The 19,059-nt window shown below is 39.6% G+C and carries 12 protein-coding genes; 6 read left to right on the forward strand and 6 right to left on the reverse strand.

The genetic code is table 11. The features are described 5' to 3' along the window. The first annotated feature begins 69 nt into the window (after positions 1 to 69). From ileS to BM107_RS13670, 4 genes are all read left to right on the forward strand, one after another. Complete coding sequence (gene ileS, locus BM107_RS13655) at positions 70 to 3,471, forward strand: isoleucine--tRNA ligase (protein WP_090984195.1); 3,402 nt, start codon at positions 70 to 72, stop codon at positions 3,469 to 3,471. A gap of 29 nt (positions 3,472 to 3,500) precedes the next feature. Beyond that, positions 3,501 to 3,884, forward strand: coding sequence for a TraR/DksA family transcriptional regulator (locus BM107_RS13660; RefSeq protein WP_090984197.1), 384 nt, complete (start codon positions 3,501 to 3,503; stop codon positions 3,882 to 3,884). Beyond that, positions 3,884 to 4,486, forward strand: a complete 603-nt coding sequence (locus tag BM107_RS13665; RefSeq protein ID WP_090984198.1) for a lipoprotein signal peptidase — start codon at positions 3,884 to 3,886, stop codon at positions 4,484 to 4,486. The genes BM107_RS13660 and BM107_RS13665 overlap by 1 nt, the downstream gene beginning before the upstream one ends. Before the next feature lie 369 nt (positions 4,487 to 4,855). Further along, positions 4,856 to 5,395, forward strand: coding sequence for a DUF4269 domain-containing protein (locus BM107_RS13670; protein WP_090984199.1), 540 nt, complete (start codon positions 4,856 to 4,858; stop codon positions 5,393 to 5,395). Positions 5,396 to 5,523: 128 nt separating this feature from the next. On the opposite strand, the gene BM107_RS13675 is transcribed toward BM107_RS13670, so the two are convergent. From BM107_RS13675 to BM107_RS13700, 6 genes are all read right to left on the reverse strand, one after another. After that, positions 5,524 to 6,936: an MBL fold metallo-hydrolase gene (locus BM107_RS13675; protein WP_090984200.1), complete on the reverse strand. Its 1,413-nt coding sequence runs from the start codon at positions 6,934 to 6,936 to the stop codon at positions 5,524 to 5,526. A 654-nt stretch (positions 6,937 to 7,590) separates the two neighbouring features. Continuing rightward, positions 7,591 to 8,610: an asparaginase gene (locus BM107_RS13680; RefSeq protein WP_090984202.1), complete on the reverse strand. Its 1,020-nt coding sequence runs from the start codon at positions 8,608 to 8,610 to the stop codon at positions 7,591 to 7,593. Between the two features lie 502 nt (positions 8,611 to 9,112). After that, complete coding sequence (locus BM107_RS13685) at positions 9,113 to 9,880, reverse strand: TatD family hydrolase (RefSeq protein WP_090984204.1); 768 nt, start codon at positions 9,878 to 9,880, stop codon at positions 9,113 to 9,115. 76 nt (positions 9,881 to 9,956) lie between these two features. Then, the gene (gene uvrA, locus BM107_RS13690; RefSeq protein ID WP_090984206.1) at positions 9,957 to 12,872 is read right to left on the reverse strand and encodes an excinuclease ABC subunit UvrA; all 2,916 of its coding nucleotides are present in this window, start codon (positions 12,870 to 12,872) and stop codon (positions 9,957 to 9,959) included. A 379-nt stretch (positions 12,873 to 13,251) separates the two neighbouring features. Continuing rightward, positions 13,252 to 14,292 (reverse strand): ferredoxin--NADP reductase, encoded by a 1,041-nt coding sequence (locus BM107_RS13695; protein WP_090984208.1) that lies wholly within the window; start codon positions 14,290 to 14,292, stop codon positions 13,252 to 13,254. Positions 14,293 to 14,757: 465 nt separating this feature from the next. Next, positions 14,758 to 15,540: a lytic transglycosylase domain-containing protein gene (locus BM107_RS13700; protein ID WP_090984209.1), complete on the reverse strand. Its 783-nt coding sequence runs from the start codon at positions 15,538 to 15,540 to the stop codon at positions 14,758 to 14,760. A gap of 262 nt (positions 15,541 to 15,802) precedes the next feature. Here BM107_RS13700 and BM107_RS13705 point away from each other — a divergent pair, with 262 nt between their 5' ends. Continuing rightward, positions 15,803 to 17,254, forward strand: a complete 1,452-nt coding sequence (locus BM107_RS13705) for a pseudouridine synthase (protein ID WP_090984210.1) — start codon at positions 15,803 to 15,805, stop codon at positions 17,252 to 17,254. Between the two features lie 251 nt (positions 17,255 to 17,505). Beyond that, positions 17,506 to 18,615 carry a lactonase family protein gene (locus BM107_RS13710; protein ID WP_090984212.1) on the forward strand — a complete coding sequence of 370 codons (1,110 nt, stop codon included), beginning with the start codon at positions 17,506 to 17,508 and terminating at the stop codon, positions 18,613 to 18,615. Positions 18,616 to 19,059 lie beyond the last annotated feature (444 nt).

Consider the following 19,059-nt stretch of genomic DNA (forward strand, 5'->3'; position numbering starts at 1 on the left):
ATCAAAACTACCAAAATTCAGCCAATTCTGTTAACTTTGCAACCTTTAATTTTTTGAGGTACTTGATTGATGTATAGCGAATTTAAACAACTGGAACTTGCCAAAATAGGGCAGGAAATATTAGATTTTTGGAAAAAAGAAAACATCTTTGAAAAAAGCATTTCTTCGCGTCCTAAATCTAATCCGTTTACTTTTTACGAAGGCCCACCCTCTGCCAATGGTATGCCAGGGATTCACCATGTAATGGCGCGCGCAATTAAGGATATTTTTTGCCGCTATAAAACTTTAAAAGGTTATCAGGTTAAGCGTAAAGGTGGTTGGGACACACATGGTCTTCCGATTGAACTGGCTGTGGAGAAAAAACTGGGCATTACCAAAGAAGATATCGGTAAAAAAATCAGTGTAGATGAATATAACGAAGCCTGCCGTACGGAGGTAATGCGTTATACGGATGTTTGGAACGACCTGACCGAGAAAATGGGCTACTGGGTTGACCTTGAAAATCCATACATCACTTACGAAAATGAATACATCGAAACCCTTTGGTGGATCTTAAAACAGCTTTACGACAAAGGATTTTTATATAAAGGTTATACCGTTCAACCTTATTCGCCTGCGGCGGGTACAGGCTTAAGTTCGCACGAACTGAACCAGCCAGGCACTTATAAGGATGTAAGCGATACCACTATTGTGGCGCAGTTTAAAACTATCGAGTCTACCTTACCCGAGGCATTAAAAGGTTTTGGTACGGTTCACTTTTTAGCCTGGACAACCACCCCGTGGACATTGCCAAGTAACACGGCATTAACCGTAGGACCGAAGATCGATTATGTACTGGTTAAAACATTTAATCAATATACTTTTGAACCGATCCAGGTGGTACTAGCGAAAGCCCTGGTAGGCAAACAATTTTCGGGCAAATATTTCTTAGCTGAAGGCGACGACGCTTTTGCAAACTATAAAGCTGAAGATAAAAAAATACCATATACGGTTTTAGCAGAATTTGTAGGTGCAGATTTAGTAGGGATTAAATACGAACAGTTATTGCCTTATGCACTGCCTTACCATAATCCTGAAAATGCTTTCAGGGTAATTTCCGGCGACTTCGTAACTACCGAAGATGGTACCGGTATCGTACACACTGCACCTACATTTGGTGCGGATGATGCCCGGGTAGCTAAACTGGCTACACCTGAAGTACCGCCAATGCTCGTTTTGGATGAAAAAGGCAATGCCGTTCCACTGGTTGATCTGCAAGGTAAATTTATTGCATCATTAGGCGGAAACTATGGTGGCAAATACGTTAAAAACGAATATTATAAAGATGGTGAAGCACCTGAAAAATCAGTTGACGTAGAAATCGCCATCCAATTAAAAGAAGAGAATAAAGCCTTTAAGGTTGAGAAATACGTGCACACCTATCCACATTGCTGGAGAACGGATAAACCGGTTTTATACTATCCATTAGACAGCTGGTTTATCAAAACCACTGCCGTTAAGGATAAAATGGTGGAATTAAACAAAGGAATCAACTGGAAACCGGAATCGACCGGAACAGGCCGTTTTGGTAACTGGCTGGAAAACCTCGTCGACTGGAACTTATCGCGTTCGCGTTATTGGGGAACACCATTGCCGATCTGGCGCACAGCTGATGGAACAGAAGAAAAATGTATCGGTTCTATCGCTGATTTAAACGCCGAGATTGCAAAATCGATAGAAGCTGGCTTTATGCCGGCAGGTTTCGAACTGAAGGATATGCACCGTCCTTATGTTGATGATGTTATTTTAACTTCATCAAAAGGCGAGAAAATGACCCGCGAAACTGACCTGATCGACGTTTGGTTTGATAGCGGCGCCATGCCTTATGCACAATGGCACTTCCCTTTTGAAAACAAGGAAGAGTTTGAAAATGCTTATGCGGCTGATTTTATCGCAGAAGGTGTAGACCAAACCAGAGGCTGGTTCTTTACCTTACATGCCATTGCGGTAATGCTGAGCGAAGCCAGCGATGAAATTAAAGCGGTAAATGCAAAAGTGGGCAACCCCGGGGTAGCCTTTAAAAATGTTGTTTCAAACGGTTTGGTATTGGATAAAAACGGTAACAAAATGTCTAAACGCCTGGGCAATGCCGTTGATCCGTTCAGCACCATCGAAACCTACAGTGCCGATGCCACCCGCTGGTACATGATCAGCAATGCATCTCCATGGGATAACCTTAAATTTAGTTTGGAAGGTTTAGATGAAGTGCGCCGTAAATTCTTTGGAACACTTTACAATACCTACGCTTTTTTTGCCCTGTATGCCAATATCGATAAATTCGAAATCGACAAAAACAACTTAAGCAAAGTTGAAGACAGGACTGAATTAGACCGCTGGATCTTGTCGTTATTACAAAACCTGATCAGCGAAGTTGATGAGAGCTACAATACTTATGAGCCAACCAAAGCTACCCGCGCCATCCAGACTTTTGTTGATGAACATTTAAGTAACTGGTACATCAGGTTAAGCCGCCGCCGTTTCTGGAAAGGCGAAATGACTGGTGATAAACGCGCTGCTTACGAAACACTTTACACCTGTTTAGAAACCCTGGCCCAGTTAATGAGTCCTGTAGCGCCTTTCTTTGCCGATTGGTTATACAGAAACTTAACCGTTACCGATGCCCATGCTGAAGAATCGGTTCACTTAACCTTATGGAAAGAAGCTGATCCAGGTTTAACAGATAATGCCCTGAATGAAAGAATGGTTTATGCGCAGGATATCTCTTCGATGGTTTTATCGTTGCGTAAAAAATCAGGTATTAATGTTCGCCAGCCGTTGGAGAAAATTCTGATTCCTTCTCTAAATGGTGATTTTGAAAAAAAGATTTCTAAAGTTGCCGATTATATCCTTTCGGAAACCAATGTGAAACATATTGAATTCATCACCGATACACATGGCATCGTAAAGAAAAAGCTGAAACCAAACTTTAAATCGCTGGGTAAAAAAGTGGGTAAGGATATGAGCATCGTAAAGGAAGCTTTAGAGAACATGACGCAGGATGATATCCAACGTTTGGAAGTTGATGGCTACATCAACGTTTTCGGCACCAACAACATTCAACATGCCATTGACCTGAATGATGATGTTGAGGTTTTTGCTGAAGATATTCCGGGATGGCAGGTAACCAATATAGGCAGCTTAACCGTTGCTTTGGATGTAACCATTTCTGAAGCGCTCAAACAGGAAGGTATTTCGCGCGAATTGGTTAACAGAATCCAGAACTTACGAAAAGAATTAAACTTTGAAGTAACTGACAGGATTAAAGTTTCATTACAAAATGATAACCTGGTAGCCAGCGCAGTTGCTAAAAACAAGGATTACATTTGTGCCGAAATACTGGCCGATGAATTTGAATTAACAGATGCTGTAAATAATGCAAACAAAATCGTAATTGATGATGTTGAGTTAAGCATTTCAGTAACTAAAATATAAATCCATATATTAGAAAATTAGAAAAGAACATGGAAAACAGCAACAAAACACGCTATTCAGACAGTGAATTACAGGAGTTTAAAGAATTAATTCAAGATAAATTACGCATGGCAAAAGAGGAACTTAATGCTTTAACGGCATCTTTAAGTAATCCTAACGCCAATGGAACAGAAGATACTTCAGGCGCTTACAAAACCTTAGAAGATGGTTCTGCAACAATGGAGAAAGAGCAGATCAATCAATTGGCTGCCCGTCAGAAAAAATTTATCGATAACCTGGAGAACGCGTTGGTGCGTATCGAGAACAAAACTTATGGTATTTGCCGCGAAACCGGTAAATTAATCCAAAAAGAACGTTTACGTGCTGTTCCTCATGCTACTTTAAGCATGGAAGCTAAATTAAAGCAGAGTTAATGAAAGGCTATACAAAACCTTTAATTGTAATCTTTTTGGTTTTACTGGCCGATCAGCTGGTTAAAACCTGGGTTAAAACGCATATGTACCTTGGACAGGAGTTCCATATTATTGGTAAATGGTTTATTATTCATTTTACCGAGAATAATGGAATGGCCTTTGGAATGGAGTTCGGCGGCGAATTTGGTAAACTAGCCTTATCGCTTTTCCGTATTGCTGCTGTAGCAGGAATTGGTTATGGTCTGCACTACCTGATCAAGCATAAATATCACCGCGGTTTAATTCTAAACGTCGCTTTGATTTTTTCCGGCGCCTTAGGAAACATTATCGATTCAGTTTTTTATGGCAAGATTTATGGATATGAAACCTGGTTTCATGGCCGTGTGGTTGATATGTTCTACTTCCCGATTGCCGAAGGTCATTTCCCTACCTGGTTTCCAATTTGGGGAGGCGAAGAATTTGTTTTCTTCAGACCCGTTTTTAACCTTGCAGACGCTGCAATTTCAGTTGGGGTAATCTTAATCCTGATCTTTCAGAAAAGCTACTTTAAAGAAGATGTAAAGGATGATGTAAGCTTAAACAGTGAAATTGTTGAAGATTGACGTCCCAAGCGACAAGAATATTAAATAAATTGAAGCCTGTTTCATAATTGAGACAGGCTTTTTCATGATCCGTCATGGAGTTAGAAGCTTTTATGATCATTCTGAACAAGGTGAAGAATCTTCCTCGGCCTATCCGTAGAGTTCCGAAGGGCTCTACGGATTATAGCATAGAAAAGAGTCTCCGACTCGCTTATTGTTGAGTTACAAACTCAATTCTAATTAGATAGCTTGTAAAAATACCGTTAAAAGATCCTTCATCTCATTCAGGATGAAAGCTATTTAACGATTGGTGCGCGCCAACTGAGCGTGTTTATATTAACAAAATGTTTATTAATTTTGTCACTCCAATTAGGAAATCACTATTGCAAAATGATCAACTTTCTTAACATCTCCTATCTACAATTTGGAAATGAGAAGCAAAAGACTGCCTATCAAATTTTAACCGATAATAAAATTTTAGAAAAACTTGCATTATATCAACCTATTTTAGTCGGCACTATACCCATTAATATAGACATTGAAAGCAGTGATCTTGACATCATCTGTTATATCCAGGATAAAATCGCTTTTACCAAATTGTTGACCAATCATTTCCAAAACGAAAAAGGCTTTAAAATCACTGAAAACCCGACCTTGCAATCCATCAATGTCAGTTTCTTTCTGGGTGGCTTCGAAGTTGAAATTTTTGGTCAGGCCATACCAACAATAAAGCAAAATGCCTATCGCCATATGTTAATTGAATATCGATTACTTCTGGAAAAAGGAGAGGAATTCAGGCAGGAGATTATAGCCCTGAAGAAACAAGGTTATAAAACCGAACCAGCCTTTGCCAAATTACTGGGAATTGAGAAAAATGCTTATGAGGAATTGCTGAAATTAGATTTTAAAGGAATAAAACATGATATATAGTGGTAATTGATATTACAAAAACATCAATATAAAATCATCCCGATTGGATAATTATCAAACGAATACCATTTGGGGCATAAGTATTATAGACTAATTACGTTACGCTTAAAATAACAATCTTGCCGCTATTACACCTTCATTGCTTTACTCGGACAGCTGAAATCTGTTCTTTTTAAACCTGTATTTTTTATTGCACCATAACCACCGGCCACATCTATCACATTTTCTACTCCACGCGACTTTAAAATGGAAGCAGCAATCATCGAACGGTAACCACCCGCACAATGAATGTAATAGGTAGCTTTGGGATCGATCTCGCCAGTCCAGTCGTTAATAAAATCCAACGGACGGCTCAGGGTAAATTCCAGGTGTTCGGCCTCATACTCACCTGGCTTACGTACATCAAGTGCAGTAATTTCACTATTTGATGCGGCCGCTGCAAAAGCATCCGCAGAAATTGTTTCAATCGTATCTATTTCTTTTCCCGCATCTATCCATCTTTCGAAACTTCCATCCAGATATCCAATCGTATTGTCATAACCAACCCGGGTTAAACGTGTAATCGTTTCCTGCTCTTTCCCCTGATCGGCAATCAATAAAATGGGCTGTTGTAAATCGCTAATCAACGCGCCAACCCAAGGCGCAAACTGTCCGTTTAAACCGATATTGATCGAATTTGGAATAAAGCCTTTTGTAAAAACCTGCGGATCACGTGTATCCAGCATAACAGCACCCTTTTGATTCGCCAGATCCTCAAATTGTTGGGGAGTTAGTGCATTCAATCCCTTTTCGTAAATATCATCAATACTTTCTACTCCGCCTTTATTAATGGCAGCATTTTTAGCAAAATATTGTGGTGGAGGCAAAATACCATTCGTTACTTCGGCAATGAACTGTTCTTTCGTTTCCGCCTTTAAGGCGTAATTTACTTGTTTCTGGTGACCTAAAGTATCAAAAGTTTCTTTACTCATGCTCTTGCCACAGGCCGAGCCGGCACCATGGGCAGGATAAACAATTACATCATCAGCTAGTGGCTTTATCTTTTCATTTAAGGAATCGTAAAGCATCCCGGCTAAATCATTCATTGTTAAATTACCTTTCTGTGCTAAATCCGGACGGCCGACATCACCAATAAACAGGGTATCGCCACTAAAAATACAATGGTCTTTACCGTTTTCATCAGTTAAAAGATAAGTGGTCGATTCTAAGGTATGCCCTGGTGTGTGTAATGCAGTAATGGTTAGGCTACCGATTTTAAACTGCTCACCATCTTTGGCAATATGCGCTTTAAATTCGGTTTTTGCAGTTGGCCCGTAAATAATCTCAGCACCCGATTTTTCGGCCAAATCTACATGACCCGAAACAAAATCTGCATGAAAATGCGTTTCGAAAATATATTTAATGGTAGCGCCCGCTTTTTCTGCTTTCTTTAGATATGTTCCAACTTCTCTTAAAGGATCTACTATTGCAGCTTCGCCTTCACTCTCAATGTAATAAGCGGCTTCTGCCAGACAACCTGTATATATTTGTTCTATTTTCATGTTTCTTCGTGACGTCACCCCGAATTTATTTCAGGGTCTTACCAGAAAGATGCTGAAACAAATCCGATAGCTATCGGATCAGCACGACGATCTATTATAGCAAAAATAGGGCTAAATAGTGATAACCGAAATGATGTTGCTCATAATTGCAGAAGTTTTACTTATTTTGATGCGTGATACAGCTTATCTGGATATTAAATTTAGTAATGCTAAATCTTAATCGTTTTATTTGAAAACGAACGTTTTGTTGTTTATGGCCAGTAAAGCCCTGCCATTCGCTTTAGTCCCGATAAAAAAATCAGGAGCTGCCGCTGCTGTCAGGTTTATAACCGAAAGGCCTGTTCCTTACATCACGTCAAATACTGCACTTTGGTAAAGTTAGTCAATTGCACGTATCATTTGTCTCTAAACCCGATCGAATCAAGATGCCAATTCTTCATCGGCAGAAGCGTGAGCGGGACTGAAAACCTCCAAAAGAGCGCAAACTGCACATTTTCTTAAAAAAATGTTATAAACGCTGGAGACGTTAATCCTTCGTCAGCTATTTCCGCAACGATTCACTTCGTTGGTCGGGATTTGCAATCCCGACCTTACTAGTTTTAAAGATTTAAAATCGTTAGTTCAAGAGACGGGATTACAAATTCCGGCTAGCATTTAATCCTTTGTCAGCTCCCCTCTTAATGATTCATCCATCAGTTTACGGCTTTCTTCTACCGTTAAGCCCAGGCCCATTACAAACATCAGCTTGGTAACCGTAGCCTCAAAAGTTAAATCGTAACCACTTACAATGCCCATTTTCAACAATTCCCTGCTGGTTTCGTAGCGACCTAACTGCACAGAGCCTTTTTTACATTGGGAAATATCAATAATAATTTTCCCGTTTAAAATGGCCTGTCGCAAACTATCTAAAAACCATCGTGCAGTAGAGGTATTGCCTGAACCAAAAGTTTCTAAAATAATGGCATCTACTTTAGAATCGGTAATAGCCTGAACCGCTTGTGGTGTAATTCCAGGGTATAATTTCAGCACGCCAATGTTAGCATTAAAATTGGTATGCAGTTTTAACTTGCCGCCGGTAGCTTTTAAAATATAATTTCTGTGAAACTGCAAATGTACCCCAGCCTCTGCCAGTACAGGGTAATTGGGTGATCGGAAAGCCTCAAATTTTTCGCTATTGTATTTTATAGAACGGTTGCCCCTGAATAATTGTGCATCAAAATAAATACAAACTTCAGGAAACAGTGCTTTGCCATCTTCTTTAGTTGCGGCAATCTCTAAAGCAGTAATCAGGTTCTCTTTCGCATCGGTCCTGATTTCGCCAATTGGCAGCTGAGACCCGGTCAAAACAACAGGTTTATCCAGATTCTCGAGCATAAAACTTAGTGCAGAAGCAGTAAAGGCCATGGTATCTGATCCGTGCAGGATCACAAAGCCATCATACTGATCATATTTGTTATAAACCAGTTCTGCAAGCGTTTTCCATATTTCAGGATCCATATTTGATGAATCCAAAACCGGGTTAAAGGAATGTACGTCTAAATGATAATCCAAACGGCTCAGTTCTGGAACGTTTTCTTTGATCTGCTGGAAATCAAACGGAACCAACATTCCGTTTGTAGGGTCGTTAACCATACCAATGGTGCCACCGGTATAGATAATAAGTATTTTGGTCATTTGGTTTAGTGAAGGTTGCTCATCACAAAGAAACTAAAAATTTAGAAATGATCCGGCTATATTTTTAAATTAGCAATAAATAACAATATTAAGGATATAAAATTATCAATTTTACAATTTTAACGTCAGTAATTACATAATTTATTATTCAAGAACGACATCATCTTGAGAACAGATCTCTTTCATTACGCTGCACTTCAATCGAAATGATAGCCAGTTTAACCTTGATTAAGGACTGTCAACTAAACCTAAACTCCAAAAATCTCTTTCGAATTTTGAGTTGTTACCGCTGCAATCTGTTCACAATCCTGTCCGTCGGGTAAGCGCAGCGTCTCTACGCCCTGGTAATGAAATTGATCGAAAACGCAATAATCACAACGAGTCAGAGCTTCTGTTCCATTTAGTATCCCCAGCGTTCCGACCGCTGTGGACAGATGAGGATTAAACCTGCTAAATAGATTGCTTCGTCTGCTGAAAAAGCCTTCTCGCAATGACGAATTAATTAAACTCCAAAAATCTCTTTCGAATTTTGAGTTGTAACCGCTGCAATCTCTTCAATGGAAACGCCATAGATATCGGCTAGTTTTTGGGCGATATAAATCAGGTAACTGCTTTCATTGGGTTTACCACGGAAAGGAACTGGTGCCAGATAAGGAGAATCGGTCTCTAAAACGAGATGAGCCAAAGGAATATCAGCAATCACGGCATCCAAACCTGCTTTTTTATAGGTAACCACACCACCAATGCCTAAATAAAAGTTTAAATCAATAGCCTGTTTTGCCTGCGCCAAATTTCCGGTGAAACAATGGAATATGCCACGCAATTTCTCATCTCTTTCACTTTCCAACACTTCAAAAACCTCTTCAAACGCTTCTCTGCAATGAATCACGATCGGCAATCCTAAGCTTTTTGCCCAGCCTATCTGTTTACGGAATGCATCCTGCTGAATGGCCAGGGTAGATTTGTCCCAATATAAATCAATCCCGATTTCGCCTATGGCATAAATTTTTCGCCCTGCTATACTGTTATATATTTCATCCAACAACGCCAGGTAATCTTCTTTTACATCACATGGATGCAGGCCGGCCATCGCAAAGCAGTTATCGGGATATTTTGCTACCAGGTCATCAATCATCGCAATTGATTTTGCATCAACATTTGGCAAAAACAAACGGTTCACATTGTTTTCAAAACAACGCTGCATTAACAGGGCTTGTTTCCCGGCATCCTGCTCATAATATAAATGGGTATGGGTATCAGTGAAGATCATGTTTTATTATAGTATCAAGTAATAAGTATCAGGTGTCAAGATGGATTTGCTGATTCTTGATACCTGTACAAGAATTCTATTTCTTTCCGGCCTTACTTTTTCTTGGTGCTTTGGCTGTAGACTCCGGACTTCCGACTGGGGACTGGGGATTATACTCCATTTCCTTTTTCAAAAATTTACCTGTCAAACTGATTGGATTCTGGATTAAACCCTCCGGTGTACCTTCAAACAAAATCCTTCCGCCGCCAGCACCACCTTCTTCACCCAAATCAATTACCCAGTCGGCAACTTTAACTACATCTAAATTATGTTCGATCACCAAAACCGTATTTCCCTTATCAACCAGCTCCTGCAAAACGCCCAAAAGCACATTAATGTCTTCAAAGTGTAGTCCGGTTGTAGGTTCATCTAAAATGTAGAACGTTTTTCCGGTATCCTTTTTAGAAAGTTCTGTTGCCAGTTTAACGCGCTGTGCCTCTCCTCCTGATAAAGTAACCGACGATTGACCCAAAGTGATATAACCTAAACCTACATCCTTTAAGGTTTTGATTTTTCTATAAATGATTGGAATATTTTCGAAGAACGTACAGGCATCTTCAATACTCATATCCAACACATCACTGATTGATTTTCCACGGAAACGCACCTCCAGAGTTTCCCTGTTGTATCTTCTTCCACCACACTCTTCGCATGGTACCTGTACATCCGGTAAAAAGTTCATTTCGATTACCTTTAAACCTGCTCCCTGACAGGTTTCGCAACGACCACCCTTTACGTTGAAAGAAAAACGGCCTGGTTTATAGCCACGGATTTTGGCTTCTGGCAACTGCACAAACAAATTCCTGATGTCAGAGAAAACACCGGTGTAGGTTGATGGATTTGAGCGTGGGGTTCTGCCAATCGGTGCCTGATCAATTTCAATTACCTTATCAATTTCTTTTAAGCCATTGATCTTTTCGTAAGACAAAGGTGTTTTTTTGGCCCTAAAGAAATGATGATTTAAAATCGGGTATAATGTCTCGGTAATTAAACTCGATTTTCCACTGCCCGAAACACCGGTTACAGCAATAAATTTACCCAAAGGAAAATCGACAGAAACCTCCTTTAAATTATGTCCGGTAGCTTTAATGAGCGATAATTTATGCCCGTTGCCTTTTCTGCGGACTTTTGGTACTTCAATGCTCCTTTTACCGTTCAAATAATCAGCGGTTAAAGTGTTGGATTTAAGGATCTGTGCGGCGGTTCCCTCCGCAACCACGGTTCCACCATGAATGCCTGCACCAGGACCAACGTCAATTACCCAATCAGCTTCCAGGATCATATCCTTATCGTGTTCTACAACCAAAACAGTATTTCCTAAATCCCGGAGGTTCTTCAATGCATTGATCAAACGTTCATTATCACGCTGGTGCAAACCAATACTTGGTTCGTCGAGAATGTACATCACATTCATTAACTGCGAACCGATCTGGGTAGCTAAGCGGATACGTTGTGCCTCACCACCAGATAGTGTACGCGCTGTACGATCTAAAGTTAAATAGGTTAGCCCTACGTCAGTTAAAAAACCAATTCTGGCTTTAATTTCCTTTAAAATTTCTTTGGCAATAATATTCTGGCGGTCAGACAAGCGCTCATCAACTTTTTCGAACCATTGGTGGAGGTTGTTGATATCCATTGAAGAGAGCTCAAAAATATTTTTGCCATCCACTTTAAAATGCAGACTTCCCTTTTTCAAGCGGGCACCATGGCACTCCGGACAGGTTTTCAGTTTCCTGAATTCGTCCATATCGTCGGATGCAGATTCGCTTCTTTTTTCGTTCTGCTCCTCAAGCATTTTAATTATCCCATCAAACGTGATGTTATAATTCTGAACGTTCCACTTGTTGTATTCTACCTCAACTTTGATCAGATCGGGTGAGCCGTTTAAAATAATATTGATTACTTCGTCGCTTAATTTTTCAATTGGCGTAGAAAGCGAGAAACTGTATTTTTTAGCCAACGCTTTTAATACCTGAAACATCCAGATATCGCGGTATTCGCCCAAGGGTGCTAAACCCCCATTTAAAATGCTCAATTTAGGATTAGGGATAACCGATTCTTTATCCACCACGAAAATATATCCTAAACCATCGCAACGCTCACAGGCGCCATAAGGCGAATTGAACGAAAAACTATTTGGTTGAGGTTCATCGTAAGAAATACCTGTGGTAGGACACATCAAAAATTTACTAAAATGCGCTACATTATTATCCTTATCGCTTATTTTGATCACTCCTTTACCCATTTTCATTGCGGTTTGCAAGGAATCGAGCAGACGTTTTTTATCCTTTACATCAACGATTAAACGGTCAATCACCACTTCAATATCGTGGATTTTATAACGATCTACCTGCATTTTAGCGGTAATATCCTTAATCTCCCCATCTACACGCACTTTAACATAACCCTGTTTACGGATCTGCTCAAAAAGTTCACGGTAATGTCCTTTCCTACCTTTAACCACAGGCGCCAGTATATTTACCGCTAAACCATCAAATTTATTAAAGATATTCTGTAGGATCTGGTCTTCACTCATCCGCTCCATTTTCTCACCCGTATTGTACGAATAGGCATCAGCCACACGCGCATAAAGCAAACGCATAAAATCGTAAATTTCGGTAATGGTACCTACGGTAGAGCGGGGGTTCTTACTGGTGGTTTTCTGCTCAATGGCAATAACCGGACTTAAACCCGAAACTTTGTCTACATCCGGACGCTCCATACCGCCCATGAACTGACGGCTGTAGGCACTGAATGTTTCCATGTACCGGCGCTGGCCTTCAGCGTAAATGGTATCAAAAGCAAGGGAAGATTTACCGCTACCACTTAAGCCTGTAATCACCACAAGTTTGTTTCGCGGAAAGCTAACGTCTATATTCTTTAAATTATGTACCCTCGCACCGTATACTTCTACATCCTTTTGCTCACCGAGGTCGACAGATTTATTGTTCATATTTTATTTAAAGTTGGGGTCAAAACCCGGGCTTAAAAACGACCAGATTTCAATCTGCAAAAATGCTAAAAATTTTATCAAAAAGAAAGTTATAACCAAGCTGTATCAAGGATTAATTGTCATAATATCAGCATTAATTCCTACAGAAATCACATGCTAAAACATGATTAATAACAAATATGTTTTAGGTTTATCGTATCGTCAACCTGACCTGTAGCGAAGCGAAAGAGCTACGCAGTAAATTTATTTCAGGGTCTATATTAATAAAAGATGCTGAAATAAATTCAGCACGACGATTGCATTTTACAGGATTACAAACGATGATTTAATCTAAATGATACTAAAGGCAAAAAAGACAAATGAATTATAGCCCGACAACTTACCAAACTATCGTCGTCCCATTCTCCGTAGGATGCCCAGTACAAACCAATACCCTTCCCCTTTCCAATTCATCATCGGTCAGTACTTCATTATAATCCATCCTTACCCCGCCCCTGGTACAATTGGCTACACAGGTACTACATACACCCCCACGGCAGCTGTAGGGTAATTTGATCTTATTTTCAAGCGCAACATCCAGAATTCTTTTTGGCCAGGGCACATCGAGATGATAGGTTTCGCCTTCAAAGTTTAAAACAACGGAATAGGTATTTTTATCGACTATTTTTTCAGAGCTGTCATCTTCATCAACTTCATCCTCCGGCAAAACAAAAGTTTCTCTTTTAATCTGTTTAATATCGAATCCCAAGCCTAATAAAGTGATACGGCATAAATCCATATAAATTACGGGTCCGCAAGTGTAAAACAGCACTTGGTCCCGATCGAAATGTAAATGCTCTTTAATTAGTTTTTCGATATAAAATTTATTTAGCCTGGCCGTCATTAAGTTTTTGCTATTGCTGAAAATCCAGATAATCTTTAATCTTTCGGGATATTTCTGTTGCCATTCGACCAATTCTTCATAAAATAAAGCTTCCTCTTTCGATCGATTACTGTAAATCAGTGTAACCAACGATTTTTGCTCCCGCACCAATGCCGTTTTCAAAATGGAAAATAATGGGGTAATTCCAACACCTGCAGCAAAAAGAAAAAGATCGCGTTCCAGATTTTCATCTGCAATATAACTGAACAGGCCTTGCGGCTCTTGTGCCAAAAGAATATCACTTACAGCAGTTTTATGATGTAAAAACCTGGAAATTTCCCCATTTTCTACCCTCTTCACCGTGATAGCCAAAGGCTCATCAACATCAGGCGAACTGTTAAAAGAATATGATCTTCTTAACTCACGGTGTTTTACCTGAAAAACCAATGATAAAAATTGTCCCGGTAAATATGCAGGATATTCATCCAGCTCTTCAAATTGAAAAGTAATATTATCGCCGGGTTGATTGATTATTTTATTGATCCGCAGTTTGAACATATGCAAAGAAAAGGTTTTGAGCGTAAAGCGAAAAGCGGTTGGCGTAAATTCAATGATCTGGTTTAGGGTTTAGGGTTTAGGGTTTAGGGTTTAGGGTTTAGGGTTTAGGGTTTAGGGTTTAGGGTTTAGGGTTTAGGGTTTAGGGTTTAGGAAAAACACCGATTAAAGAAGCTTGTTTTTGTAATAATGGAAAATACATAAATGACCAATATTTATACACATATGCGCTTAAATGACCTTAGATTTCTCCGGTAAAACCATTCCTTGCTAATCCGTTTCCGTGGCAATAAAGTTCATTTGATTTATATGCCTTTTGGCGAACCTGATGCAGATAATTTCTATGGTATCTGTAGTTCCTAATAAAAGTAGTAAGCAAACAAATCTGTGAAACAATCCCTTAAAAAAAAGCGTCCCGATTTTGAAACCGGGACGCCTTACCAAATGCTTGTCTTTATCTTAATTATATTATTCGCCGTTATAGGCTAATAATACCCTCGGTTTTTTGTAACCGTAACGTTTTGGGTGTTCCATAATCTGCTTCATTGAAATTACTTTGTAAACGTAGCCCCCTGTTTCTCGGTTCAGCTTCATTTTGTAGTAATTATCCTGATTTTGATTATTGATTTGCTTACGCAAACGCCCGTCGCCAACATTGTAAGCCGCAGCCACCAATGTCCAGCTTTCTAAACCTTTATACATTTCTTTAATGTATTTGCAGGCTGCAATAGTAGATTTGCGCAAATTATAACGCTCATCAACATCCCCGTTTACCTTTAATCCATAATTACGGGCGGTACCCGGCATAAACTGCCAGATCCCTGCTGCACCTTTTGGTGAAGTTCCTTCAGTCATTCCGGATTCGACCAGGGCCAAATACTTAAAATCATTCGGGATACCGTAAGCGGCAAGTATTGGCTCGATAACCGGAAACCATTTTGCTGCTTTCTGGTGCAAAAGATTAGTGTGTGTGTTCTTATAACTGTGTGCGGCCAAAATTTTCTTCATTTTTCTTTCCACCCTTTTATCGCCCAAAGGCAGGGTTTCATCCGCGAAATTTAACTGGGCCATTAAAGAAAGAGGTTTCACAACGTCTTCAACTTTTATGCTATCAGTTTTTGTTATTGTAGAGCTTAATTTTTCTTCCTTAAAAAGACTTTTTTTTGTTAAGGGCATTTGGTAAGTGAACACTTTTGCCAAGATAAATAGTGTTGCCACTACTGAAAATGGTACGATGTGTTTCTTTAACATTCTCCTCCTTTTTTTGGTGAAACTTAATAAAAACGTCGGCAAAGCTAAAAAATAATAATCACACTATCAAATAGTTACGAAATTAAGTGAAAAGATCGGCCTTTAAACCCCTTTAAACGCGGATTTTAAATTTGGATTTCTAAGCGATTTTACCTATTTTAGAGGCTATTTTTTTATCTGCTTTTTCCGCCCGGATAATTGTTATGTTCACCATTTTTTCATAAATTTGCAGCCCGCATTTTTAATGCGTTAAAAGCGTATCATGATAAATAAAAACAACAGGAACAGTCGGGATGACAAGTCCAAATCAGGCAGTCGGAAAACAGAAGGCAGAAGCAGTTCGGCCGGATCTGACAGAAGAAGGTCAGACGACAAAGACAGCAAATTCAAAAAATCATCCGATTCAAAAGATGGCTTCAGACCCAGAAGCTCGGATGGTAAAGATTTCAAATCGAAATCTTTCGGAGACAAAAAAGATTTCAAACCAAGATCAGGCGGACGTGACTTTAAATCAAAAGATGCAGAACCGCAGAGTTTCAAATTTGGAGATCGTGAATTTAAATCTAAAGATTCAAGCTCAGAAGATCGTGGTGCTAAATCAAGAGATTACAAGCCCAGAACTAGCGACCGTGACTTCAAATCGAGAGATGGCGGGTCGAGAGGCTACAAACCAAGAACAGGAGAAAGGGATTTTAAAACAAGAGATGGTGGTGCAAGAGATTATAAGCCAAGAACAGGGGAACGCGATTTCAGAGCTAAGGATGGAGATTCGCGCGATTTTAAACCGAGAGAGGGCGGCTACAAAGATTACAAGTCAAGAGGCAAATCTGACTTCAAACCAAGTGCAGGAAGTTCAAGAGATGTAAAACCCAGAGAGCCAAGGGAAGGCGATACACGTCCGTTTAGAAAACGTGAGGAAGCAAAGCCAAGAGATACAGAATTTAACCGCCCGGAGCGTACTGTTATTACCCAAGGCCGTAAAACGAATGAAGACAAAGGCTTGATTCGCCTAAACAGATATATTTCAAATGCAGGCATCTGCTCACGTCGTAAAGCAGATGAACTGATTACTGCCGGTATTATTACCGTAAACGGCGAAGCCATTACCGAACTGGGACACAAAGTAGATCCGGCAAAAGATTTGGTTCGTTATAATGGGGAATTACTAAAACGCGAGAAAAAAGTTTACGTTCTACTGAATAAACCAAAAGATTACATTACCACTACGGATGATCCACAGGAACGCCGTACCGTAATGCAGTTGGTTGATAAAGCAAGCCGCGAACGCATTTATCCGGTTGGCCGTTTAGACCGCAATACCACTGGTTTGTTGTTAATGACCAATGATGGCGATTTAGCCGATAAATTATCGCATCCTAAGAATGGTATCACCAAAATTTATAATGTTGAGCTGGATAAAGCTTTATCACAAGGAGATTTGAACAAAATTGCTTTTGGTTTAGAGCTTGAAGACGGTTTGATTAAACCGGACAACATTTCTTACGTTGCAGGTGGCACCAAAAAAGAAATCGGCATTCAGATCCACAGTGGTAAAAACAGGATTGTTCGCCGTATTTTTGAACACTTAGGTTATAACGTAGAAAAATTAGACCGTGTGGTTTATGGCAATTTAACCAAGAAAGACCTGCCACGTGGCAGATGGCGCTATCTTGAAGAGCATGAATTGATCCAGATTAAACACCTAATCAAATAGCATAAAAGCAGCCAATTGGCTGCTTTTTTAGTTTACTGTATTTAAATCCCCCATTGTCTCCGTTTTTAACGAGGATGCAGGAGAAAGACGATTATATCGTCCAGCAATGAACATGCATTAAAAATGCACCTCTCTACTCATCCGCGTTAAACGAGAACGATAACGACGATCAATCACGAAACATCTTGCGTATTTTCAATACCTGCGTAACATACTTTCTTTATATTTGTTAAAATCAACATCATTGTTTCATGAAAAAATTCAGTTCATTGCTTACACTCACGATACTATCTACCTTAACATTTGCCCAAAAAAGCAATTACAACCTGATTGTTGGCACTTATACCGCACCTGGAAAAAGTGAAGGGATTTATATTTATGATTTCAATGCTGGAACAGCTGCCACATCCATAAAAAGCATTACAAAAAATACGGCAAACCCAAGCTATCTGGCCTCTGCACCAGATCATCAATTTATTTATGCGGTTAACGAAACCGGAGCTACCAGTACGGTTAGCGCGTTCAAGTATGATGCAGCAAGCGGAAAACTAACTTTACTAAACAAGGTTGATAGTCATGGTGCAGATCCATGTTACATTACCGTAGATAACAAAAACGTCATTGTGGCTAATTATAGCGGCGGAAGTTTAGCCGTATTTTCACGAAAAGCAGATGGTTCTTTAACAGACGCTTTACAGATCATTAAACATACTGGAAAAAGCATTGACCCTAAGGGCAGACAGGAAAGCGCTCATGTACACATGGTTAAATTTACACCAGATCATCGATATTTGATTGTTAATGACCTGGGTGAAGATCAAACTTATATTTACAACTATAACCCAACTGCAAAAGAAGAAATATTAACCATAAAATCGGTCCTTAAAACGAATGCTGGTAGCGGACCACGACACATTACTTTTAGTCCAAATGGGAAATTTGCCTATCTGGCGCACGAATTTAATGGTAGCATAACTGCTTTTGCTTATGCGAACGGAACACTAACCAAAATCCAGGAAATTGGTACTACCCCAAAAGATTTCACAGGAAAAATTGACGGTGCAGATATCCACGTTTCTGCAGATGGAAAATTTCTCTATGAAACTAACCGGGGAGATGCCAACAGCATTTCTGCCTTCTCAATACTGCCAAATGGTAAATTAAAATTCATTGAAACCCTAAGTACGTTAGGTAAAGGACCGAGGAACTTCACCATTGACCCGACTGGAAAATTTCTTTTGATCGGACACCAGTACACCAATAACATCGTTATTTTTAACAGAAATAAAAACACCGGCAAATTAACCGATAGCGGCAAAAGAATTGATGTTGGCGCTCCGGTATGCCTGCTTTTTGATTAAAACGCTAACAATACGTGGAAATTAAATCTAGTAGCGAATATTAGAAAGCAGCGGCTTGCTTCTTAGCTTCTAATAAGTTGAATTTAATTTTACAATAGATACTGAAACAAGTTCAGTATGACGGATTTTTCGAGTAATCGTCACCCTGAACTTGTTTCAGGGTCTTTAAAAGACTGCTTTTTAACACATAATCATGGAAAGAGGGGCAGCCTCATGATTATGAAACCGTTGCTGCTTCATAGTTCAAGTAGAACAAGCAATCATAAAAAAAGAAGGGTAATTCATCTGGAGTTTAGCAATCAGCATTTACCTAAAGAACTGCACTTGTCAGAGTATTTTAATTTTTAGTTGCTAAATGTTTAAATTTCACATCTATCCATAGCGCTCCGAAGACTCTACGGATTACAGAATTGTTAAGAGTCTATGAATCGTTAGGATTGCTGA

The organism is Pedobacter suwonensis, from assembly GCF_900111825.1.
Classification (GTDB): domain Bacteria; phylum Bacteroidota; class Bacteroidia; order Sphingobacteriales; family Sphingobacteriaceae; genus Pedobacter; species Pedobacter suwonensis.